The organism is Streptomyces sp. NPDC096105 (genome assembly GCF_044763335.1).
Lineage (GTDB): Bacteria > Actinomycetota > Actinomycetes > Streptomycetales > Streptomycetaceae > Streptomyces.
Map to the genome: position 1 here is coordinate 473,383 of NZ_JBIWGC010000002.1, position 21,353 is coordinate 494,735.

Below are 21,353 nucleotides of genomic sequence, written 5' to 3' on the forward strand. Positions count from 1 at the left end.
CGTCGTGCCTGCGCGGGACGGCCCTGACTTTTGTACCGTCCCGTCAGATCATGCCGGACCGTCGTGCGGATCGCCTGCCCCGTCCGGCACTTGCGCAAGCGCGTCACGTTCGGCGGCCTTCTCCCGGGCGAGCTGCCGGTGCCTGACGGCCTTCTCCTCGAGGATGCGGGCCATGCGCAGGTGGTACTCCGGGTCGTCCTGCTCGTAGACGTCGGGCACGCCGTCGAGGTCCTCGTCCCGCTCCTCCTCGTCGGCCAGCTTGCGGTACTTGGCGTTCCGCATCTTCAGCAGGACGGTCGCCAGGGCGGTGGCGATCAGCGAACCGGCGAGGACGGCGGCCTTCACGCTGTCCGTCATCGTCGCGTCGCCCTCGAAGGCCAGCTCCCCGATGAGCAGCGACACCGTGAAGCCGATGCCGGCGAGCGCCGCCACCGCGAGCACGTCGGCCCAGGCCAGGTCGTCACTGAGCGAGGCACGCGTGAAACGGGACGTCAGCCAGGTGCCGCCGAAGATGCCGAGCGTCTTGCCGACGACCAGACCGAGGACGACGCCGAGCGTCTCGGGCTGCGTGAACACCTTCGCGAGCGCGTCGCCGGAGACCGTGACACCCGCGCTGAACAGGGCGAACAGCGGGACCGCGAGCCCCGCCGACAGCGGCCGGACGCGGTGCTCGATGTGCTCGCCGGGGGAGTGCTCCTCGCCCTCCTCGCGGTGGCAGCGCAGCATCAGGCCCATCGCGACGCCGGCGATGGTGGCGTGGACGCCGCTGTTGTACATCAGCCCCCAGATCGCCACGGCCAGTGGCACGTACAGGTACCAGCCGCGCACCCGCTTGCGCAGCAGCAGCCAGAAGAGCAGCAGGCCCGCGGCGGCGCCGCCGAGCGCCGCGAAGTTCAGCTGGTCGGTGAAGAAGAGCGCGATGATCATGATCGCGAACAGGTCGTCGACGACCGCGAGGGTGAGGAGGAAGGCGCGCAGCGCGCTGGGCAGCGAGGTGCCGATGACGGCGAGCACGGCCAGCGCGAACGCGATGTCGGTGGCGGTGGGCACGGCCCAGCCGTCGAGGGAGCCGCCGCCCAGAACGCTGGTGAACGTATAGACCAGCGCGGGCACGATCATGCCGCACAGGGCGGCGACGACGGGGAGCGCGGCGGCCTTGGGGTCGCGCAGGTCACCGGCGACCAGTTCCCGCTTGAGCTCGATGCCGGCGACGAAGAAGAAGATGGCGAGCAGGCCGTCGGCGGCCCAGTGCGCCACGGACAGGTTCAGCCCGAGCGCCTCGGGGCCGAAGTGCCAGTGGCTGACGCTCTCGTAGCTGTCCTGCAGCGCGGGTATGTTCGCCCACACCAGCGCGGCGACGGCGGCGAGCAGCAGCAGGATGCCGCCCACGGTCTCGGTGCGGAGGGCCTCCGCGACGAAGTTCCGTTCGGGCAGCGAGAGACGGCCGAAGGCCTTGCGGGGGGTGGGGGTGGGGGCGCTCACAGCGTGTTCCTCCGGTCGGTGGGCAGCACGAATCGCGTGCCGACCAGACTTCCCGGCGCTCCATGAGACAGCGTGTTGTGCTCTTGAGCCTAGCCAACGCGTGCGTGAGCCGCACCAGCGGCATCGAGAAGCCGGGCGCGGGGTCGCCACCGGGGCTCTGAGGGTGAAGCAGGCGGGGGAAAGCGCGCTGACCTGCGGCAATGGTGCCGGGCGGGGTGCCGCCGCCCGTCCGCGGCCAGGCGGTGCGGAGGGGTGTGACGTGGCTCGCCTCACAGTGCGGGGCCGAGGCCTGAGGGCGAGACGCACGGCCGACGTGCCCTCAGTCCTTCCCCGAGGCCGGGGCCCTCTTCCTCGCCTCGATCTCTTCCAGGGTGGTCACGCGCAGGCGCCGCCGTCCGCGGGCGGCGCGTCCCTGCCCGGCCCCGGCCGGGGCGGTGGCCGTCCGCCCGGTCGTCGTCCCCTCCGCGGCCGGCCGGGGAGCGGCGGGCTTCCCGACGCCGCCGAGCAGCATCTCCAGAGGGCGGGCGCAGACGGCGCACAGGTCTGTCTTGAGGGTCCTGCCGTCGGCCGACGCGATCGTGTAGGTGGCGGCAGGTGTCCGCCGGTCCACGTCACACGCGATGACCTGCATCTTCATACCTGCCCCTGCCCGTGATGACCGACCTCAGGTTACCGGTGTGAGGATCCGGTGAGCGTGCGGGATACCGTGACCCGAGTCGTTGCGGGGCGGGGAAGGGCCGTGCGACGGAAGCAGGAGGGGCCGTGCCGAAGCGCAAGATCGTGGATGAGGGCGAGGTCGTCCGCTGGTTCGAGGAGGGGTGGACCTACCAGCAGATGATCGACGAGTACCGGAGGAAGTACGGGATCGAGACCGTCTCTTCCATGTGGGGGAACTTCCGGTACCGCAAGGGCCTGAGCAGGCGTATCGCCCGGGACGACGACCTGATCCCCTGGGCTGTGAAACCCGAGCACCGGCATCAGTACCCGCTGGCGATGCTGCGGGTGGAGGGCCGGCGCCGTGCGGGCATGGACCTGGACGGGAACGCGGCCAGACGACTGGAGTCCTGGACACGAACGCTGGCGGAGGAGAACGCCGTCGTCCACTACGACCCCGACACGGAGGAAGGTTTCTTCTACGTGCCTCGTGAGCCCCAGGACGACGACCTGATCCGTCGGCCCCGGCGCAAGACGACCCTGCGCCGCAACGCTGACGAGCGCCGGGACACGTAAGGGGCGGGCGGGGACGCACGCTGCCTCGAGCGGGGGACACGAGCCGCCTCGAGCAGGGACACGCGTCGTGGAGCGCGGGGAGCGGGCCGGGCCGCGTGCACAGGGTGGCCGGGCGCGACGGCCACCCGGCCGGCATGGCGGTGCGGACCGATGCCGGGGCATGGCGGTGCGGACCGATGCCGGGGCATGGCGGTGCGGACCGGCGACGGGCGGGGTGTCGGACGGTGTCCCCGTAGGTGAGGGTCGCGGGCGACCCGGGGGCGGGGACACCGCCGTCGACACACCCGCCCGTGGCAGGCCTGCCGTTCTAGTCCTCGCTCGGCGCGGCCGGCAGCTTCGCCTGGATGAGGTCCATGACCGTGGAGTCCGTCAGCGTGGTGACGTCCCCGAGCTGGCGGTTCTCCGCGACGTCCCGCAGCAGGCGGCGCATGATCTTGCCGGAGCGGGTCTTCGGCAGCTCGGCCACCGGCAGGATCCGCTTCGGCTTGGCGATCGGGCCGAGCGTGGCGCCCACGTGGTTGCGCAGCTCGCCGACGAGGTCCTCGCTCTCCGCCGCCGTGCCGCGCAGGATCACGAAGGCGACGATCGCCTGGCCGGTCGTCTCGTCGGTCGCGCCCACGACGGCCGCCTCGGCGACCGCCGGGTGGGAGACCAGCGCGGACTCGACCTCCGTGGTGGAGATGTTGTGGCCGGACACCAGCATCACGTCGTCCACCCGGCCGAGCAGCCAGATGTCGCCGTCGTCGTCCTTCTTCGCGCCGTCACCGGCGAAGTACTTGCCCTCGAAGCGCGACCAGTAGGTGTCGAGGAACCGCTGGTCGTCGCCCCAGATGGTGCGCAGCATCGACGGCCACGGCTCGGTCAGCACCAGGTAGCCGCCCCCGCCGTTGGCCACCTCGTTCGCCTCGTCGTCCACGACCGTGGCGGAGATGCCCGGCAGCGGGGTCTGGGCGGAGCCCGGCTTGGCGGAGGTCACGCCCGGCAGCGGGGAGATCATGATGCCGCCGGTCTCGGTCTGCCACCAGGTGTCGACGACCGGGGTGCGGTCCGCGCCGATGTTCTTGCGGTACCAGATCCACGCCTCGGGGTTGATCGGCTCGCCGACGGAGCCGAGCACCCGCAGCGACGACAGGTCGAACTTCGCGGGGATGTCGTCGCCCCACTTCATGAACGTCCGGATCGCGGTGGGCGCCGTGTAGAGGATCGTCACGCCGTACTTCTGCACGATCTCCCAGAAGCGGCCCTGGTGGGGCGTGTCCGGCGTGCCCTCGTACATGACCTGGGTGGCGCCGTTGGCGAGCGGCCCGTAGACGATGTACGAGTGCCCGGTGACCCAGCCGACGTCGGCCGTGCACCAGTAGACGTCGGTCTCCGGCTTGAGGTCGAACACCGCCCAGTGCGTGTACGCGATCTGGGTCAGGTAGCCGCCGGAGGTGTGCAGGATGCCCTTCGGCTTACCCGTGGTGCCCGAGGTGTAGAGGATGAACAGTGGGTGCTCGGCCCCGAACGCCTCCGGGGTGTGCTCCGTGCTCTGCCGGTCGACCACGTCGTGCCACCACACGTCGCGGCCCTCGGTCCAGGCGACGTCCTGGCCGGTGCGGCGGACGACGAGGACGTGCTCGACGCTCTCCACCCGGCTGACGGCCTCGTCCACGGCCGGCTTCAGGGCGGACGGCTTGCCGCGCCGGTAGCCGCCGTCGGCCGTGATGACGACCCGCGCGTCGGCGTCCTGGATGCGGGTGGCGAGCGCGTCCGCCGAGAAGCCGCCGAAGACCACGGAGTGCGCGGCGCCGATGCGGGCGCAGGCCAGCATCGCGACGGCGGTCTCCGGGATCATCGGCATGTAGACGGCGACCCGGTCGCCCTTGCGGACCCCGAGCTCCAGAAGGGCGTTGGCGGCCTTGGACACCTCGTCCTTGAGCTGGGCGTAGGTGAGGGTGCGGCTGTCGCCCGGCTCGCCCTCGAAGTGGATCGCGACCCGGTCCCCGTGCCCGGCCTCCACGTGCCGGTCGACGCAGTTGTAGGCGACGTTGAGCTCGCCGTCCTGGAACCACTTGGCGAACGGCGGGTTCGACCAGTCGAGCGTCTCGGTGGGCTCCTTGGCCCAGGTCAGCCGACGGGCCTGCTCGGCCCAGAAGCCGAGCCTGTCAGCCTTGGCCTGTTCATACGCCTCCGCGGTGACGTTGGCGTTCGCGGCCAGGTCGGCGGGGGGCGCGAAACGTCGCTCCTCCTTCAGAAGGTTGGCCAGGCTTTCATTGCTCACGGCATCTGCCTTTCCCAGGGTGTCCGTTGTGTCCCAAGCCACAGCTCATCAGACCTGGGGGCACGCTGACAAGGGTCGACGGGAAAATGGTTTAGACCTATTGTGGTCGTGTCGCGCCGGAGCCCGACACTCCTTCCCACGGGGCGGGGGGCGTCCCGGTTCAAGAGGTGTAACGCCTCTCACACGCGAGCGCGCCTCACACCGCCAGGTCCACCTCGCGTACCCGGTCGAAGACCCTTTCCCCCTCCTGTTCGGTGAGCAGATACGCCTGGGCCTCACCCACGTGGAAGTACAGCCCGTGCAGTTCGAGGGCCCCTTCCTTCAGGGCGCGGGCGACCGATTCATGGGCGCGCAGATGCTCCAGCTGCTGGACCACGTTGGTCAGGCAGAGCTGCTCGATGTCGTCGGCGGGGGCCCGCCCGGCCAGGCGGGGCGCGGGCGTGCCGGTGTCGTGCAGCCGCTCCAGGCTCGGCCCGCCGTGCCGCAGCCAGCGTCCGAGCGGCGTGGCGGCCGGTGAGGCGGGGCGGGAGCCGAGCAGGGCCTGCATGGCGCCGCATCCGGAGTGGCCGCACACCGTGATCGACCGCACCGCCAGTACGTCGACGGCGTACTCGATGGCGGCGGCCACCGAGTCGTCGCCGCTCTCCGCGCCGGGCGGCGGCACGAGATTGCCGACGTTGCGCACCACGAAGAGGTCGCCGGGGCCGCTGGAGGTGATCATCGAGGTGACCACACGGGAGTCCGCGCAGGTCAGGAACAGCTGCGAGGGCCGCTGCCCTTCTCGCGCCAGCCGGGCCAGCTCGTCGCGCACCAGGGGCGCCGTTCTGCGCTGGAACGTGCTCAGCCCGCGGACGAGTTGACGGCTGCCCGGGGTGCGCCTGCGGGGCGGGGCGCCGGGACCGGCGGGCTGCTGTGCTGCGCCGCTCACGGCCGTCGCGTCCGGCTCGGCTTCGGGGCCGGGCGCGGGCCGGTCGCACTGGTGGTTGCGCCAGGCCGTCCAGGGGCGGCAACGGCAGTCGCCGGCGGCCCCGGAGGACTCCGCGCCGGATGCCGGCCCGGGGGCGAGGGACCCGGGCTCGGCGATCCGGACCCCGGCGCGCCGGCCCGTGATCTCCACGGTGCCGCCCCGCGCGGTGTGCGTGCTCTGCCAGTCCTGCAGCGCCTCGTACGCCGCGTGGTCCATGAAGGAGCCGTCCAACGTCACCACCGCGTCGGCGCCTTGGGGTACCAGATGCAGCGCCCGGCTCAGCCTGGGCACCGCGAGGAACGTCAGCTGTCCGCGCACATGGACGTGATGGACGCCGCTGTCCTCCGTGTGGGCGATCCGGGTGCGGGTGAGCCGGTGCAGGGCCACGCCGACGGCCACGGCGATGCCGAGCGCCACGCCCTCCAGCACGCCGAAGGAGATGACGCCGAGAGCGGTGACGACGTAGACCAGGACCTCGCGGTGGCGGGTCACCGTGCGGATGTGGTGCAGGGACACCATCCGGATGCCGACGGCCATGACCAGGGTGGCGAGCGAGGCGAGCGGGATCAGCTCCAGCAGCGGGACCAGGAGCAGTGCGGCCGCCACCACCAGGACGCCGTGGATCATCGTGGAGTTCCGGCTGACGGCGCCCGCGTGGACGTTCGCCGTGCTGCGGACGGCGACCCCGGCCACCGGCAGGCCGCCGAGGGAGCCGGAGACGATGTTGGCCGTGCCCTGCCCGAGCAGCTCCCGGTCCAGGTCGGAGCGGATGACGGTCCGCGCGCCGGGGCGGGCGGACGCCAGCTTGTCCACGGCCACCGCGCCGAGCAGCGACTGCACGCTGCACACCAGCGTCGTGGTCAGCACGGCCGCGACGAGGCCGAGCACGGGGCCTTCGGGCAGCCCGGCCAGGGCGTGACTGCGCCAGGAGGGCAGGTCCACCACGGGCAGCGCCAGTCCGGCCGCCGCGGCGACCGCGGTGGTGCCGGCGACGGCGACGAGGGCGGTCGGCACCCGCCGCAGCAGGCGTCCGGCGCGGCCGGGCAGCCGGGGCCAGAGGACCAGGGCGGCCAGGGTCAGCACGCTCACGGTGAGGGCGGCGGGGTCGAGACGCGCCAACTGGGCGGGCAGGGCGCGGAGGTTGTCGGGCACGGAGCTCTGCGGCTCGCCCCCGAGGACGATGTGCACCTGGGCGACGGCGATGGTGACGCCGATCCCGGCGAGCATGCCGTGCACGATCGCGGGACTCACGGCGAGGGCGCCGCGCGCCACGCGCAGACAGCCGAGCCCGAGCTGGGCGAGACCGGCGAGGACGGTGATGGCGCAGGTGGTGCGCCATCCGTACTGGTGGATGAGGTCGGCGGTGACGACCGTGAGTCCCGCCGCCGGGCCGCTCACCTGAAGTGGGGAGCCGCCGAGCCGTCCGGCGACGATCCCGCCCACGGCCGCGGCGACGAGGCCGGCCTGGAGGGGCGCGCCGGTGGCGAGGGCGATGCCGAGCGACAGGGGGAGGGCGATGAGGAAGACCGCGACGGCGGCCGAGAGGTCGGCGCCCGCGACGCGGAAGCGCCGGCGGCGGCCGGGCGGCGGGCTGTGCGGTGGATGGGCTTGCTCGGTGTGCGCCGAGTCGGTGGTGCCGGCGGGAACGCAGGCTGACATGGATTCCCGTCTCCTTCGGGTCTGCGCGGTCGCGTGACAGTGGGGCCCGCTCGGGCGAAACGGTCGCGGCCGTGGGACACGGCCCCAGAACGGCGGGATGAAGCAACTCTCGGTAAACGGATCGTAATTGCGAGTAAAGGGTCGGCATAGACTTTCCGGGCAAATGGCGGCAGGTATCACCCCGAGGGGTGAAGTGGCCATTTCATCGGCTTGTCGTATTAATCCACTTCTTCTTTCCGTGCGACGTTGACGGCGCGGTCGGCATGGACCGGCGCAGCACCACACAACGCCTCATCGAGCTCTGCCCGAGAGAAGGAAGAAGGTGGGCGAATGGCCGCCACCCACAGGATCGCCACCGGCACCGTGATCACCGCGGTCTGCCTCGCCGCGCTCGCCGGCTGCGGGACCGGCGCCGAGGGCGGCGGCGGGCAGGACGGGCCGGAACAGGAGAAGGCGCAGCCGGCCCCCGCGCCGAAGAACGTCGTCCGGCTGATCGGCGACGGCTCCACCGCGTACACCGGCGCCCAGCCGCACCTGCCGAAGCCCGAACGGCTGAAGCCCGGCGAGAAGCCGCCGCAGTTCGTGGTGTTCTCCTGGGACGGCGCGGGCGAGGACAGCCAGAAGCTGTTCTCCCACTTCCGCAAGGTCGCCAGGGAGAACGACGCGACCATGACGTACTTCCTGAGCGGTGTGTACCTCCTTCCGGAGGAGAAGCGCGACCTGTACCACCCGCCGCAGCACTCGCCCGGCCGCTCCGACATCGGCTTCAACGACCAGCAGGGCATCGCCGACACCGTGAAGCAGCTGCGGCTGGCCTGGCTCGAGGGCAACGAGATCGGCACCCACTTCAACGGCCACTTCTGCGGCAGCGGCGGCGGGGTCGGGGAATGGTCGGTGCAGGAGTGGAAGGAGGAGATCGCCCAGGCCAAGCAGTTCGTGAAGACCTGGAAGACCAACACCGGCATGAAGAACGAGGCCCCGCTGCCCTTCGACTACGACAAGGAGCTCATCGGGGCCCGCACACCCTGCCTGGAAGGGCAGAAGAACTTCATGAAGGCCGCCCGGGACCTGGGTTTCCGCTACGACACCAGCGGCGTCAACAACCAGGTCTGGCCCCAGGAGAAGGACGGGCTGTGGGACCTGTCGATGCAGCTCGTGCCCTTCCCCGGCCACTCCTTCGAGCAGCTCACCATGGACTACAACTTCATGGTCAACCAGTCCGGCACCACCACCCAGGGCGACCCCGCCAAGCACGAGATGTGGGGCGACCAGATGCGGGACGGCCTGCTCCAGGGCTTCGAGCGCGCCTACAACGGCAACAGGGCGCCCCTGATCATCGGCAACCACTTCGAGTCCTGGAACGGCGGCACCTACATGCGCGCCGTCGAGGAGGTCATCGAAGCGGTGTGCACCAAGTCCCAGGTGCGGTGCGTCTCCTTCCGGCAGCTGGCGGACTGGCTGGACGCGCAGGACCCGGCGGTCCTGGAGAAGCTGCGCTCGCTGGGCGTCGGCGAGGCCCCGAAGGAGGGTTGGAAGACCTTCCTGGCCTCCGGCCCCGCCCCGGCCCCCAAGGGCGCACCGGGTTCCTCCGCGCCGAAGGGGTGAGGCTCAGGCGCCGGCGGTGACGCTCTCGCCGAGCACGAAGCCGGGGTCGACCTGCGCCGCCAGGTCGGCCCCGGTGCGCTCGTTCCCCCACGACTGGGCGTTCTTGAGGTGGAAGTGCACCATCTGGCGCGTGTACCGCTCCCAGTCCCGCTGTTCGTACGTCGCGTCGGCGGCGGCGCGCAGCGCGCGCAGGGCGAGCCGGTTGGACTCCTCCAGGCTGTCGAAGCGGGGCGGACGGCCCTTCTCCATGGCCCGGACCCAGTCCGAGTGGCCCACGGTCACCAGCAGGTCGTCCCCGGCCTCCGCGCGGAGGAAGTCGACGTCGTCCGGACCCTGCACCTTGTTGCCGACGACCTTGAGCGCCACGCCGAAGTCGCGGGCGTACTCCTTGTACTGGCGGTAGACGGAGACGCCCTTCCGGGTCGGTTCGGCGACGAGGAACGTCATGTCGAAGCGGGTGAACATGCCGGAGGCGAAGGAGTCCGATCCGGCCGTCATGTCGACCACGACGTACTCGTCGGGGCCGTCCACCAGGTGGTTCAGACAGAGCTCCACGGCTCCCGTCTTGGAGTGGTAGCAGGCCACTCCCAGGTCGGCGTCGGTGAAGGGACCGGTGACCATCAGGCGGACGGCTCCGCCCTCCAGGTCCACCGGGCGGGCGCACGCGTCGTAGAGCGGGTTGTCCTCCTGCACCCGCAGCAGCCGGGAGCCCTCGCCGGGCGGGGTCGTCTTGATCATCGTGTCGGCGGACGCGATGCGCGGGTTGCTGCCGCGCAGGTAGTCCTTGATCAGGCGGAGGTGCTCGCCCATCGCGGGGAGGGCGGCGGCCTCGGTCTCGTCCAGGCCCAGCGCGGCTCCGAGGTGCTGGTTGATGTCGGCGTCGACGGCGACGACCGGGGCGCCCACGGCCGCGAGATGGCGGATGAACAGGGAGGACAGGGTCGTCTTTCCGCTCCCGCCCTTCCCAACGAAAGCAATTTTCATGTTCACGAAGGGTAGTGGATTCATGGCTGTGCGTCACGGGAGGGCGTGAAGAAGACCACTCCATCGTGGGGCGGGCGTCCGGGGTGCGTAGGGTCGTACTCATGAGTACGACGGGCGCGACCGCCGATCCCCTCGCGGCACTGGGCAACCTGCCCGGTGTGGCCGACTCCGTGGAGTCCGTGCGCAAGGCCGTGGACCGGGTCTACGGGCACCGGGTCATGCGGCGGCGCAGCAACGAGATCACTTCCGAGGCGGCCCTGCGCGGCGCCCGGGGTTCGGCGGCGCTGTCCGGCGCGGACTGGGCGCTGGAGGAGGTGCGGCGGCGCAGCGACTTCAGCGGCGACGACGGGGCGCGCACCGTGGGCGCGGCGCTGCGGCTGACCGCCGAGGCGGGCCAGTTGCTGTCGATCTGGCGGCAGTCGCCGCTGCGGGTACTGGCGCGGCTGCACCTGGTCGCCGCGGCCGACAAGGCCGAGCGGGTGGGCCGGCCCCGGCAGGCGGGCGAACCGGTCGACGAGCCCCTGATCGACCTGCCCCTGCCGGGTGCCGGGGAGATGCACGGCCGCCTGGAGGGGCTGGCCGGGGTCGTCATCGCGGGCGGTTCGGCGCCGGCGCTGGTCACGGCCGCCGTGGTGCACGGCGAGCTGCTGGCGCTGCGTCCCTTCACGTCCCACAACGGCCTGGTCGCGCGTACGGCCGAGCGGATCGTCCTGGTCGGCAGCGGACTCGACCCGAAGTCGGTGTGCCCCGCCGAGGTCGGACACGCCGAGCTGGGGCAGGACGCCTATCTGAAGGCGCTGGAGGGCTACATGTCCGGCACGCCCGAAGGCATGGCCGCCTGGATCGCCCACTGCGGGCGCGCGGTCGAACTGGGCGCGCGCGAGTCGACGGCGGTGTGCGAGGCGCTCCAGCGCGGAGCCGCCTGACCGGCGGGAAGGGCGGCGCGGGCCGGACGGAGTGCGGGCCTTGCGCGGAGATGCGGCGGTACGAGTACTCGTACCGCCGCTGGCATGTCCACCGCGTTACCAAGCGTCCTCGATATGTGCCCATCAGGTCGGGTTCTTTGCCCGTCACCTGGTGCGGCTGGCCCGTAATCGACGGGTCGACGTCGCGTGGGTGCGCGGTTTTCATGCTCGGTCCGTGGGGCCTAAAGCGTTCTGAGGCTCGCCCTCTCGGACGTCCTTGGTCTCGCGGGCCGTCAACTCCTTTGTACTCCGGCTTCCCGGAGAGGGGAAGTCCTGGCCGCGTTCCTTTACTTTTTGGTTCAAACAAGCAGTAAACGGACGCAGAAATGGCGAACGCGTCCCGGGACGGGACGCGCGGCGACAAAAAGTACGTTCAGGCAACCGTCGCGCGGCGCCTGCCCGCGTACCAGACAAGACCCGCGGTGGCCGCCGCCGCACCTATCGCGGCCGCCGCGACAAGGGCGGGACGCGGCGGAACGGAGAACGCCGGGAACCGCTGCTTCAGCCGCACCGGACGGTGGAAATCGAGGATCGGCCACTCACGTGCCAGCGCCTCCCGGCGCAGCGCGCGGTCCGGGTTCACGGCATGCGGATGGCCGACTGCCTCCAGCATCGGGATGTCGGTCACCGAGTCGCTGTAGGCGTAGCAGCGGGCCAGGTCGTAACCCTCGGACGCGGCCAGCTCCCGGACCGCCTCCGCCTTGGTCGGACCGTAGGCGTAGTACTCCACCTCGCCGGTGAAGCAGCCGTCGTCGCCCACCACCATGCGGGTGGCCACGACCCGGTCGGCGCCCAGCAGTTCGCCGATCGGCTCGACCACCTCGGCGCCCGAGGTCGACACGATCACGACGTCCCGGCCCGCGGTGTGGTGCTGCTCGATGAGCGTGGCGGCCTCGTCGTAGATGATCGGGTCGATCAGGTCGTGCAGGGTCTCGGCGACGATCTCCTTGACCTGCTGGACGTTCCAGCCGCGGCACAGTGCGGACAGGTACTTCCGCATGCGCTCCATCTGGTCGTGATCCGCGCCGCCGGCGAGGAACACGAACTGGGAGTACGCGGTCCGCAGGACGGCCCTGCGGTTGATCAGTCCGCCTTGGTAGAAGGACTTGCTGAAGGTGAGTGTGCTCGACTTCGCAATGACCGTCTTGTCCAGGTCGAAGAAGGCGGCCGTGCGAGGCAACAAGTGGTTTTCCACGTCCTTGAGCATAGGCGCAGCCCATTCGGCGTAAGGTGTGGCGCGTGGGTTTGCCTGAGGGGGCCCTCGGGTACACCATGGAAGTCACGGATCGTTCGCGACCGTGCTAACCCGGTCCGACTCCTCCCCCCCCGAGTCGGCCGTGGGGACGACCCCCGCTCTCCCCCCCGGCGGGGGTCGTCGCATGTCCGGACGCATTTTCGCCTCTTCTCCACCCTCTCGCTCTCGCGTGTGCTCGCGTGAGCCGCGTGATTGTCATGCACGCGACTAATAGCGGAGGGTAGTGGTCGGACTGCTCTGCGGTCATCGCACAGAAGCCAGGACGGTTTCACCGGTATGGGTGGCCGCGATATCCACAGTCATCGCCCCGTCCACAGTTTTCCACCAAGATCCCCACGATTTCCGGGACCGCTGCACTGTCATTCCCACGCGACCCGCATCGCCGCGAGTTCACACCCGCTTCCGTTGTGCCGGGACGCGTACGGCCGGTTTTCGCCGGCCGGTCCGCGGGAGGCCGCAGCGCGGTCTGCCCACACCTGGAATCGGCGGGGCCCGAGGGCCGCGCGAGGTAGGGAGCACTGGGGACGACATGACCGGAACCGTCACACACGACCCGCCGCCCGGAGGGAACCGGCCGGGCGCACCGCTGATCGTCACCGAGGACACCGGCCTCCTCGACGACCTGCTGCGGCTGTGCGCGGCCGCCGGCGCCACACCGGAGGTCCACCACGGGCTGCCCGGGCCGCGCGGCAGCTGGGAGGCCGCGCCCCTGGTCCTGGTCGGCGACGACGCCGCCCGGCGGGCCCGCGGCGCACCCCGCAGACCGGGCGTGGTGCTGGTCGGCCGTGACCAGGACGACCCCGGCGTCTGGCGGCGGGCCGTCGAGATCGGCGCCGACCACGTGCTGATGCTGCCCGACGGGGAGCAGTGGCTCGTCGACCGCATCGCCGACGTGGCCGAGGGCGTCGGACGGCCCGCCCTGACCGTCGGCGTCATCGGCGGCCGGGGCGGAGCGGGAGCGTCCACCCTGGCGTGCGCGCTCGCCGTCACCTCCGCCCGCGAGGGGCTGCGCACGCTGCTGGTGGACGCCGACCCGCTGGGCGGCGGACTGGACGTGGCGCTCGGCGGTGAGACGGCCAAAGGGCTGCGCTGGCCCGCCTTCGCCTCGTCGCACGGCCGGGTCGGCGGCGGGGCGCTGGAGGAGTCGCTCCCGGAGCTGCACGCGCTGCGGGTGCTGAGCTGGGACCGCGGCGACTGCCTCTCGGTGCCGCCCCGAGCCGTGCGCGCGGTGCTCGCCGCCGCCCGGCGCGGCGGCGGAACCGTCGTGGTCGACCTGCCCAGACGTGTCGACGAAGGTGTCGCCGAAGTCCTCGCCCAGCTCGACCTCGGACTCCTCGTGGTCCCCGCGGAGCTGCGGGCCGTCGCGGCGGCCGGCCGCGTCGCCTCCGCCGTGGGCATGGTCCTGCGCGACCTGCGCGTCGCCGTCCGCGGACCGTACGCACCCGGCCTGGACGACCGAGAGGTGGCCCGGCTGCTCGGTCTGCCCCTCGTCGGGGACGTGCCCGTCGAGGCCGCCCTCCAGCACCCGTACGACACGGGCCGGCCGCCGGGGGCGTCGGGCCGGGGACCGCTGGCCCGCTTCTGCAAGGAGTTCTGGGAGCGCGCGCTGGGGGAGGCGAGGACGGCATGAGCGGCGCTGAGGTGACCGGGGCGGGGACGCCGCCCGGTCTGCTCGACGGGGTGCGGCGATGGCTGGCCGAGAGCGGCGCCGAACCGACGCCGGCCCGGGTGGCGCAGGCGCTGCGCGAACAGGGCCGGGTGCTCGGTGACGCGGAAGTGCTGGGCGCGGCCGAGCGGTTGCGGTCCGAGCTGGTCGGCAGCGGACCGCTGGAACGGCTGCTGTCCGACCCGACCGTGACCGACGTACTGGTGTCGGCGCCGGACCGGGTCTGGGTGGACCGCGGCGGAGGCCTGACGCTCACCTCGGTCTCGTTCCCGGACGAGCCGTCCGTCCGGCGCCTGGCGCAGCGGCTCGCCGCGGTGGCCGGCCGGCGCCTGGACGACGCGCGGCCCTGGGCCGACGCCCGGCTCCCCGACGGGACCCGGCTGCACGCGGTCCTGCCCCCGGTCGCGGTGGGCGGCACCTGCCTGTCCCTGCGGGTGGTACGGCCGCGCGCCTTCACCCTCGACGAACTGGTGGCGGCCGGGACGGTGCCGCCGGGCGGCGACCGGGTGCTGCGGGCCCTGATGGAGGCGCGGCTGTCCTTCCTGGTCAGCGGCGGTACGGGCACGGGGAAGACGACCCTGCTCAGCGCCCTGCTGGGACTGGTCCGGCCGGACGAGCGGATCGTGCTGGCGGAGGACTCGGCCGAGTTGCGGCCCGACCATCCCCACGTCGTGCGGCTGGAGACCCGGCCCGCCAACCAGGAGGGCGCGGGACTGGTGACCCTGGAGGACCTGGTGCGCCAGGCCCTGCGGATGAGACCGGACCGACTGGTCGTGGGCGAGGTGCGCGGCCCCGAGGTGGTGCATCTGCTCGCCGCCCTCAACACGGGTCATGAAGGCGGGTGCCTGCCCTAAGACTACACGCGTCTAGCACACAGCGGAGGCACGCGCGCAGCCGCTCAACTACCCAGCTCAGAGCCCTAGTTGACGTCCGGCGGCAGCGGGTCAGAGACGAACCAACCGCGCTGAGGGACGGTGAACAACCAACCTTCGTCGGCAAGGAGAGTGAGCCCCCGGCGCACGGTCGTGCGGGCAATGCCGTAGGTCTGCACTAGCCGATTCTCGGAGTCGATAGCGCGCCCAGGTGCCCAGTCACCCCGCCGGATACGAGCCTTCAGAATCTCCGCAAGTTGCTTGTACGGGGTCAGCGGAGCCCCGTGATCAATCTCGGCGTCAGCGTCCATAGAAACAGCGTGCGCATCGCTATCCGTCTCAGCACTTCGAGCTACGTACAGACACGTAGCGATACAAGGCGATACATTTGCTGTGCCAGAGACGAAAAAGCGCCCCAGGGTGACCGGGCAAGGGTCAACACCTGGGGCTAAGACACGAACGGAGCGTGTCCTATGCGTGAGCCTAGGCGACTGGGGTACGACGCTGTAACCGGCAAGACGGCATACGGGATCACGGAGCCGGGCGGCTTTCTTGACGCCATGGCAGACGTGACAGCGTTGGAAACTGCCGCCGTGTGGCATGCGCTCGCCAGCGCCATGACCGACGGACCGCAACTCAGTGCCGACGAAGCGAACTTCGTGTTGGGGCGCGTGGTTGAAGCGTTGGGCGAAGTGCTGCCGATCGCCGTGCGCGCTGTGGAAGCTGACGGGACAGTCGCGCGCTACGTGGCAGCCGGGCGTGAAATCGGCGCAGCGGTTCGAGACATGAAGCCGTAGGCGCGGCTCAGCGAAGACAACAGAAGCCCCCAGCCGCTCATCACAAGCACGCTGGGGGCTTCCTTGCGCTCGCCCGCCAGCGCACACGGTGAGTATCCGGAAACCGCTGCCGTCAGGCAGTCCTTCACGGCATCATCACAGCATGATTGCAAGCCTCATCCCTGGTATGCGTCACTTCCGGACCCCATTCGCTGTAGGGGTGCTTATTGCTTTGCAGGTGTGGGCACTCGCCGGGGATAGGGTTCCGCGACCAAGCGAAGCTAGTGGCTTCATAGCGCGATTCTATGAGCTATGCGAGTTCATAGGGAGGCCAGTACTGCTGCCCGTGGCGGGGTTCGTGCTGTACTTGATAGGCGACGTCGCAACGGCGTCGGTTGAGACGATCAATAAGCTCTACCAGTATTTTGCCAAAGGGCGATACTGCCTGACCCCTGAAGGGCAAGGGCAGATACTCGCTTACGCCTCTACGGCTCAGCAGGTAGAGCATGTGGGTCAGATCGACATACCCCAGGCGAGGCGGACGGCAACGCTCATCGTTCATGAGTTCCCAGACATTCGAATGCGACTGACTGCGAACAACATCGACGTTTACCTAGAGCATGACCGGTTGGAATCTGAAGCTGAGTTCCGAGTGAATGTCGCTTGGAGTGCGGCGGTACTGTGGTGCGTTCTCGCTGTGGTCTGGTCTCCTTGGATGCTTCTCCTGATTCCCCCAACATTCGAACTCGGGAGAAATGGGGTCATGGCGTTGAGGAAAGCGAACGGTCTGCTAGTTCAGTCGCTTTCTGCCGGAATTGTCGAATCTAACAGATTCAAGGAGCAAGAGCGGCTTATCAATGGCGGCGGGACGACTACAGTTTAGATGCAGCATGGGCACACTGCCGATGAGTACAAAACAGCGACCGTCGGTATGTGCCCGTTCTCGCGCTCCCATAGCGCAAAATAGGCGGGCCACCAATCGGCAGCGGGTAGGGGGCTTTCGTCATGCGGCCATTGCCAGGTATCGACGGCCGGTCCGTTCGGACACTCCGAAATGGTCAGCCATCATGCGACCGGTCACGGGACGGCCATGCCGGGACTCAAGCACGGACACGGCAGCGCGTATGTCCTCAGCGGAAGGCGGAGTTACCGGGGGTGTATCCGTACTGTCCGGCGCGCTGTCCGCAAAGTCTTGCCACAGGTCATCAGGCGGCCAACTGTCAGCGCTCTCAGGGCCATTCTGAGCGTCTGCCGTCCGGTCCTTGGAATCCGTGTCCGGGGCAGTGTCCGGCGAAGCCTCAGACAGCCTCTCAGTGCTTATCTCGCGGTGCATCCGCCAAATGGTCATCGGGAACACAGCGTGCAGGCCAGCGGACACCCAGGTATCAACGGCCTTGAGGCTGTCCGTTGTAAGCACACCGGCCACGTTCGCGGACACAGCCACGGCCACGGCCAGCGCAATATCCCGCTGTGACCGAACGGCCCACACCATGAATAGATCAATGGCCAGAGGCACGGCGGGGGCAACGGACTCAGGCACACCATGCGCCAGCGCCAAATCCCGCTGAGTCGCATAGCTGATCACCATGGCCGCAGCAAGAGCCGCATACCGAACTAGGTCAGTAAAAGACAGCCGCTTAGTCATTCAGTCTCAGCCCAATCGGTCACGCGCTGGTGCGCCTCTGGCATCTGATATTCGTCGTCAAGGGAACGGCCGCTGAACTGTCGCCGGGTGCGGGCAGCCAGGAAAGCCTTACGGTCAGCCGGGGGAATCTCCCATAGCGGGCGCGATAGATCTTCGTCAGGCAGCACCAAAAAGGTAGCTAGCTTCGCCTGGTAATCGGGCATGAGTGACACTTCCAATAGGCATGACAAAGGCCCTGGCCGGAATGACCAGGGCCGAACGTTGAATTAGGTGGCCAAATGCGTCCCACAGAAACGCTCCATTTAGCCATGTGAGTTATCTCCCTCCCTGCCGCGCCGCTTTTTAGGGGGGAGGGGGGTACCCCCCAGGGTCAGTAGGGAGGAACGTCAGACTCCGCTTCGTGCTTTGCTATCCAGCGCTGCCACTCAGCATGAGTACTCGACTGAGCCTTACTCACATTCTCTGCATGGAACCCACCAGGCTCACGCTTAGGGCGCTCACGCGCATCACATGCCATGCACAGTGGTCGCAAGTATTGGAAGGCATCAGGATTCGCAACGCCTTCCTTGATGAGGACAGTGCGCGACTTCGGGTAATGGTCAGCGACTCGCGCTTCACGTCCACAGAGCGCGCACCACGGATTGTGATACAGGAACTTCGGCCGAATGCTTGAGCGCCACTGCCGTCCGTACGAACTACCACCACGGTTCTCACGCTGGCTTGCGCGCTGTCTCGTGTGGGCTTCGCAGGTTCCTTGCTTACCGCGTACGGATTCAGGGCACCCCGGTTGACTACAGGGGCGGGCAGGTAGATAGGGCATGGGGGCACCTACGGATTTCCGGGGGTGGTCAGCGCATCGAATAGCACGGCATCAGGCAAACCCTGTATGGCTTTCGCTGTGTCAATGAACGTGCGCACGTCGTCTAGTTCGTCTAGCTCATCTTCGGCAGCGCACAGCATGTTTCGAATTGCCTGCACTAGTCGGTGAGCCTTCTCAGGGTCCGGCTGGCCAGCCTCAAGCATTGCGGTCAGGTCTTCGCCATAAGCGCGGGCATAGCTCAGTGCTTCAGCCAGCGAAGCCGCGTGCGAGGGTGCAGAGTCATCAGCGAGCAACGGTCATCCTTCCCGCCAGCGAAGCCGCCAGCGAAGTTGCGCAGGGTCATAAGCCCAGGTCAGAAAATGGGTCGAGAACCGCCGGCGGTGGGTGCCTGGTGGCGACAGCGAAGGGGCCGTGCCCCTGGTCAGGGTGGGAACCAGGAACACGGCCCATGGCCTACTACTCGGCAGGCGGGATGGTGACCGGAGGGGCGATCATGGAAACACCGCTATCAAGCGGATAAGCCTTGTTGCCGTCGATCCGGTAAAGCTCACCATTGATCGCACGTGCATAGCGAGCGGAAGGCGTCAGCGGCTCACCAGTCTCAGCGTCACGCGGCCAGTTCGGGTAATCCCACTTAGGCCCCGGCTGCAACAGCGCGTCATCAATGGGATGGGTACTGTCCCAGTTCATTTTTCGTCCCTACTGCGATCGTGGATTGATGGGGTTTCCGTCAGCGTCGCGCGGGGTCACGTCAATGATCACACCACACTGCCGCTGAATTCCTCGTGGCATTCGCGTGCCCTGGTAGTCCGGGGGACAAATGTCGGACCAGGCAGGGCGACCATCAGGGAGCCTGGGGAAGTACGGGTAATCGCCATTCGGTCCCGGCTCAAGTGCATCGTGTGCCATGGCTACTCCTCCCCATACGAGGCCAGCGCGTCATTCACATAGCCGTCCATCTTCTGACGCTTGAGGTGGTGCACAGCATCTTCTGTCCAGCGCCTCAGTTCTTCGGACGGGTCCACATACCGCAGCTCTGGAATGGTCCCCAAAATGTCGGTACGCCCAAGCCGCGAAGCACAGGTGTATGCACGGCTTCGGATGCGGTCAATAGCTTCCCGACGGGCCAGATAGTCAGTGAGCAGCGCATGCAGCGTGCCAGCCTCAAAGGCCGCCGCCTTCTGCTCAACGGTGATTACCGGCCCGCGCACCTTGGTCTCAAGGTCCTTGTATTCCCGCAGGAACTTTTCGTCTAGCTCACGCTGGCGCTCAGCGCGCTGTTCAGCAATCTCAGCCTGTCGGGCAGCCTCCTCAGCCTCAGCCTCAGCGAGCTTCGCAGCAGCCGCCTCAGCCGCCTTACGAGCCTTCTCAATGTCAATCATGCTTCGCATCCCTTCGGGAGTCAGTTGGCGGAGCCATAGCCGTAAGCCATGCGCTGTTCCGGGGTCAGGTTCGCGTTACCGGCGCTCGCGCCCTGCTGAGGAATCTCACCTAGCTGACTCGCAGCGAGCCGGGCCGTCTGTGCATAACCCATGGCGAGCCGCTGAGACGGGTTGATGGCAACTCCCTGAGCCTCAGCCGCCTTTAGGTGCGCAACCTCAGCATCAGCCTCAGCGCTGGCCTGCGCAGCAATGGACTCAAGATGCTTGCGCTTCCGCTCAGGATCGCTGGTTTCAATCGCACCAGGGTCGGCCGGGCGCATGTACCAGGGGGTGTCAGTCATTTGATGTTCCTTTCGATGGGCACCTACGGATTTCCGGAGGTGGTTAGTTCCAGTACCAGACGCGATGGTGGTAAGCGGGATTCTTCGGACGTAGGTCTTTGAAACGTTTCCCGTAGCGCCGGTCAACGCGCTTATAACCCGTGGCTTTCAACAGCCTTTCAAACGTGCCCAGCGGGATGAACGGACGCCCAGAATGCTCAGCACAAGCATCGAAAAGATCCCTGGCGCTAGTCTCAGCACCAGGGCATTCCTCAAGGGCTTCGCCAACGACAGCGACGAACCGGGCTACATGCTGCCGGTCACGCTCACTCAGATGCGGCATGGTCACCGCCTAGGGCCATGATGTGGAGCACGGCCAGAGCCGCGAACAGTTCCATCCGCTGTCGCTCATCCTTAGGCACCGTGGTGTGATTTTCGAGCACGGCGATTGCACGTACTAGGTCCATTTGAATTACTCCGAATTTCTCGGCAGAGGGGGTCAGCCGGCCTGGTTATGGCGAGGTTTTGAAAGGGTGGGGGGCCGAATGCCTCTAGACAGCCCCCCACCCTGGTTCTCAGATGACGCCTAGCGCCTGATAGATGAGGCCAACCAGATAGGCCATAACGGTGATCTCAGCGAAGCACTCAGCGCGGGTCATCAGCGCTCCAATGCGTTGATTCGGTAGCCACGGCTCATGAGCATCAGCGCCGATTGGGCAGCCGCAGACTCAGCCTTCCTGCGCCGGGGCTTCCTGGTGGACTCACGGGCGTCTGCATGGCGCTCAGCGGCCTTCCGGCTGGCTTCCCTGGCCCTAGCCTCAGCCGCCCGGCGTTCGTCGCTCACAGCGCCATATGCGGCTTCCTTGAGCCGTGCCACCTCGTACGGGAATCGCTCAGGCCCATAAGTCCGGTGGGCACCATCTAGCGCGTTGTGGCAGCGACGGCACATGGCCGCGTAGCTAGTGGTGTTCAGGCTGTAGGGGCCACGCTCGTTGTCCAGCGCCTCAGGGTCATTCCACTGGTAAGCCCAATCGGATGCGGTAAGCCCGCACCAGTCACAGGCTGAATACTTCGCGGGCAGCCGTAGGTCATCGAGCAGCCGGTGTACGGCAACGTAAGTGGTCAAGGTGTGATGCCTTCTAGTGGAAACAGAAAACGGCCCCAGGTTCGGGACTCCTTAGCGGGGCATCACTACCGCTTTGGAATCGACCAGACCTAGGGCCGTTGGAATTTGAGCGCATTACGCGCGAGTGCGAACCAGGGTGATGCCGTTCGCGGTAAGCGGCTTATCGCCCCCTACACCTATTAACTAGGGAGTGGAGTGCCCGCAGAACATGCCGAAAGGGGCATTAGCCCCGCGGTTGTTATTTACCCGTTACACTCAAAGGGAATTGTCGAAATTCTCAGCGTCCCCCATCACAACCGTCTGATCAGCGCCAGTGCCCACCACTTGGAAACCAGC

Annotated in this window: 17 protein-coding genes and 1 pseudogene; 7 read left to right on the forward strand and 11 right to left on the reverse strand. The window is 68.4% G+C overall.

All coding sequences use genetic code 11. From position 1 onward, the window contains the following. Window positions 1-48 precede the first annotated feature (48 nt). Both nhaA and ACIQ8B_RS05010 read right to left on the reverse strand, forming a co-directional pair. Complete coding sequence (gene nhaA / locus ACIQ8B_RS05005; RefSeq protein ID WP_403545324.1) at window positions 49-1,482, reverse strand: Na+/H+ antiporter NhaA; 1,434 nt, start codon at window positions 1,480-1,482, stop codon at window positions 49-51. A 319-nt stretch (window positions 1,483-1,801) separates the two neighbouring features. Next, window positions 1,802-2,119, reverse strand: a complete 318-nt coding sequence (locus tag ACIQ8B_RS05010; protein ID WP_290005330.1) for a hypothetical protein — start codon at window positions 2,117-2,119, stop codon at window positions 1,802-1,804. Between the two features lie 125 nt (window positions 2,120-2,244). On the opposite strand from ACIQ8B_RS05010, the gene ACIQ8B_RS05015 reads away from it, so the two are divergent. Continuing rightward, entirely contained in the window at window positions 2,245-2,712 is a 468-nt protein-coding gene (locus ACIQ8B_RS05015) for a hypothetical protein (RefSeq protein ID WP_290005332.1), read from the forward strand. Between the two features lie 307 nt (window positions 2,713-3,019). Here ACIQ8B_RS05015 and acs read toward each other — a convergent pair whose 3' ends face one another. Then, complete coding sequence (acs, locus tag ACIQ8B_RS05020) at window positions 3,020-4,975, reverse strand: acetate--CoA ligase (protein WP_403545327.1); 1,956 nt, start codon at window positions 4,973-4,975, stop codon at window positions 3,020-3,022. A gap of 196 nt (window positions 4,976-5,171) precedes the next feature. Then, window positions 5,172-7,601, reverse strand: coding sequence for a SulP family inorganic anion transporter (locus tag ACIQ8B_RS05025; RefSeq protein WP_403545329.1), 2,430 nt, complete (start codon window positions 7,599-7,601; stop codon window positions 5,172-5,174). A 330-nt stretch (window positions 7,602-7,931) separates the two neighbouring features. Here ACIQ8B_RS05025 and ACIQ8B_RS05030 point away from each other — a divergent pair, with 330 nt between their 5' ends. Beyond that, the gene (locus ACIQ8B_RS05030) at window positions 7,932-9,206 is read left to right on the forward strand and encodes a hypothetical protein (protein ID WP_403545331.1); all 1,275 of its coding nucleotides are present in this window, start codon (window positions 7,932-7,934) and stop codon (window positions 9,204-9,206) included. Window positions 9,207-9,209: 3 nt separating this feature from the next. Here ACIQ8B_RS05030 and ACIQ8B_RS05035 read toward each other — a convergent pair whose 3' ends face one another. Further along, window positions 9,210-10,190 (reverse strand): ATP-binding protein, encoded by a 981-nt coding sequence (locus tag ACIQ8B_RS05035; RefSeq protein WP_290005340.1) that lies wholly within the window; start codon window positions 10,188-10,190, stop codon window positions 9,210-9,212. 101 nt (window positions 10,191-10,291) lie between these two features. Between ACIQ8B_RS05035 and ACIQ8B_RS05040 the strand changes: the two genes are divergently transcribed. After that, entirely contained in the window at window positions 10,292-11,116 is an 825-nt protein-coding gene (locus tag ACIQ8B_RS05040; protein ID WP_403545333.1) for an oxidoreductase, read from the forward strand. A 412-nt stretch (window positions 11,117-11,528) separates the two neighbouring features. Here ACIQ8B_RS05040 and ACIQ8B_RS05045 read toward each other — a convergent pair whose 3' ends face one another. Then, complete coding sequence (locus ACIQ8B_RS05045; RefSeq protein WP_106413170.1) at window positions 11,529-12,362, reverse strand: HAD family phosphatase; 834 nt, start codon at window positions 12,360-12,362, stop codon at window positions 11,529-11,531. A gap of 577 nt (window positions 12,363-12,939) precedes the next feature. Here ACIQ8B_RS05045 and ssd point away from each other — a divergent pair. Together ssd and ACIQ8B_RS05055 are read left to right on the forward strand one after the other, a co-directional pair. Then, window positions 12,940-14,040, forward strand: coding sequence for a septum site-determining protein Ssd (gene ssd / locus ACIQ8B_RS05050; protein ID WP_403545336.1), 1,101 nt, complete (start codon window positions 12,940-12,942; stop codon window positions 14,038-14,040). Further along, a pseudogene (locus ACIQ8B_RS05055) lies at window positions 14,037-14,921 on the forward strand (TadA family conjugal transfer-associated ATPase); the annotation flags it as partial. The gene ssd and the pseudogene ACIQ8B_RS05055, both read left to right, overlap by 4 nt. Window positions 14,922-14,995: 74 nt before the next feature. Here ACIQ8B_RS05055 and ACIQ8B_RS05060 read toward each other — a convergent pair. Then, on the reverse strand, window positions 14,996-15,259 hold the full coding sequence (locus tag ACIQ8B_RS05060) for a GntR family transcriptional regulator (RefSeq protein ID WP_403545338.1): 264 nt from the start codon (window positions 15,257-15,259) through the stop codon (window positions 14,996-14,998). A 249-nt stretch (window positions 15,260-15,508) separates the two neighbouring features. Between ACIQ8B_RS05060 and ACIQ8B_RS05065 the strand changes: the two genes are divergently transcribed. Next, window positions 15,509-15,745, forward strand: coding sequence for a hypothetical protein (locus ACIQ8B_RS05065; RefSeq protein WP_403545340.1), 237 nt, complete (start codon window positions 15,509-15,511; stop codon window positions 15,743-15,745). 142 nt (window positions 15,746-15,887) lie between these two features. Continuing rightward, window positions 15,888-16,607 carry a hypothetical protein gene (locus tag ACIQ8B_RS05070; RefSeq protein WP_403545342.1) on the forward strand — a complete coding sequence of 240 codons (720 nt, stop codon included), beginning with the start codon at window positions 15,888-15,890 and terminating at the stop codon, window positions 16,605-16,607. A gap of 1,590 nt (window positions 16,608-18,197) precedes the next feature. Here the strand turns inward: ACIQ8B_RS05070 and ACIQ8B_RS05075 are convergent. The 4 genes from ACIQ8B_RS05075 to ACIQ8B_RS05090 form a co-directional block, all read right to left on the reverse strand. Next, window positions 18,198-18,482: a hypothetical protein gene (locus tag ACIQ8B_RS05075; RefSeq protein WP_403545344.1), complete on the reverse strand. Its 285-nt coding sequence runs from the start codon at window positions 18,480-18,482 to the stop codon at window positions 18,198-18,200. A 163-nt stretch (window positions 18,483-18,645) separates the two neighbouring features. Next, complete coding sequence (locus ACIQ8B_RS05080) at window positions 18,646-18,879, reverse strand: hypothetical protein (protein WP_403545346.1); 234 nt, start codon at window positions 18,877-18,879, stop codon at window positions 18,646-18,648. A gap of 221 nt (window positions 18,880-19,100) precedes the next feature. Then, the gene (locus ACIQ8B_RS05085) at window positions 19,101-19,571 is read right to left on the reverse strand and encodes a hypothetical protein (RefSeq protein WP_403545348.1); all 471 of its coding nucleotides are present in this window, start codon (window positions 19,569-19,571) and stop codon (window positions 19,101-19,103) included. Window positions 19,572-19,591: 20 nt separating this feature from the next. Next, window positions 19,592-19,912 (reverse strand): hypothetical protein, encoded by a 321-nt coding sequence (locus ACIQ8B_RS05090; RefSeq protein ID WP_403545350.1) that lies wholly within the window; start codon window positions 19,910-19,912, stop codon window positions 19,592-19,594. Between the last annotated feature and the right edge of the window lie 1,441 nt (window positions 19,913-21,353).

Excerpts from the sequence above, each read along its gene's own strand:
- ACIQ8B_RS05010 (WP_290005330.1), bottom strand. The coding sequence starts at position 2,119 with ATGAAGATGCAGGTCATCGCGTGTGACGTGGACCGGCGGACACCTGCC.
- ACIQ8B_RS05025 (WP_403545329.1), bottom strand. The coding sequence starts at position 7,601 with ATGTCAGCCTGCGTTCCCGCCGGCACCACCGACTCGGCGCACACCGAG.
- ACIQ8B_RS05030 (WP_403545331.1), top strand. The coding sequence starts at position 7,932 with ATGGCCGCCACCCACAGGATCGCCACCGGCACCGTGATCACCGCGGTC.
- ACIQ8B_RS05035 (WP_290005340.1), bottom strand. The coding sequence starts at position 10,190 with ATGAAAATTGCTTTCGTTGGGAAGGGCGGGAGCGGAAAGACGACCCTG.
- ACIQ8B_RS05040 (WP_403545333.1), top strand. The coding sequence starts at position 10,292 with ATGAGTACGACGGGCGCGACCGCCGATCCCCTCGCGGCACTGGGCAAC.
- ACIQ8B_RS05045 (WP_106413170.1), bottom strand. The coding sequence starts at position 12,362 with ATGCTCAAGGACGTGGAAAACCACTTGTTGCCTCGCACGGCCGCCTTC.
- ssd (WP_403545336.1), top strand. The coding sequence starts at position 12,940 with ATGACCGGAACCGTCACACACGACCCGCCGCCCGGAGGGAACCGGCCG.
- ACIQ8B_RS05060 (WP_403545338.1), bottom strand. The coding sequence starts at position 15,259 with ATGGACGCTGACGCCGAGATTGATCACGGGGCTCCGCTGACCCCGTAC.
- ACIQ8B_RS05065 (WP_403545340.1), top strand. The coding sequence starts at position 15,509 with ATGGCAGACGTGACAGCGTTGGAAACTGCCGCCGTGTGGCATGCGCTC.
- ACIQ8B_RS05070 (WP_403545342.1), top strand. The coding sequence starts at position 15,888 with ATGATTGCAAGCCTCATCCCTGGTATGCGTCACTTCCGGACCCCATTC.
- ACIQ8B_RS05080 (WP_403545346.1), bottom strand. The coding sequence starts at position 18,879 with ATGAACTGGGACAGTACCCATCCCATTGATGACGCGCTGTTGCAGCCG.
- ACIQ8B_RS05085 (WP_403545348.1), bottom strand. The coding sequence starts at position 19,571 with ATGATTGACATTGAGAAGGCTCGTAAGGCGGCTGAGGCGGCTGCTGCG.
- ACIQ8B_RS05090 (WP_403545350.1), bottom strand. The coding sequence starts at position 19,912 with ATGACTGACACCCCCTGGTACATGCGCCCGGCCGACCCTGGTGCGATT.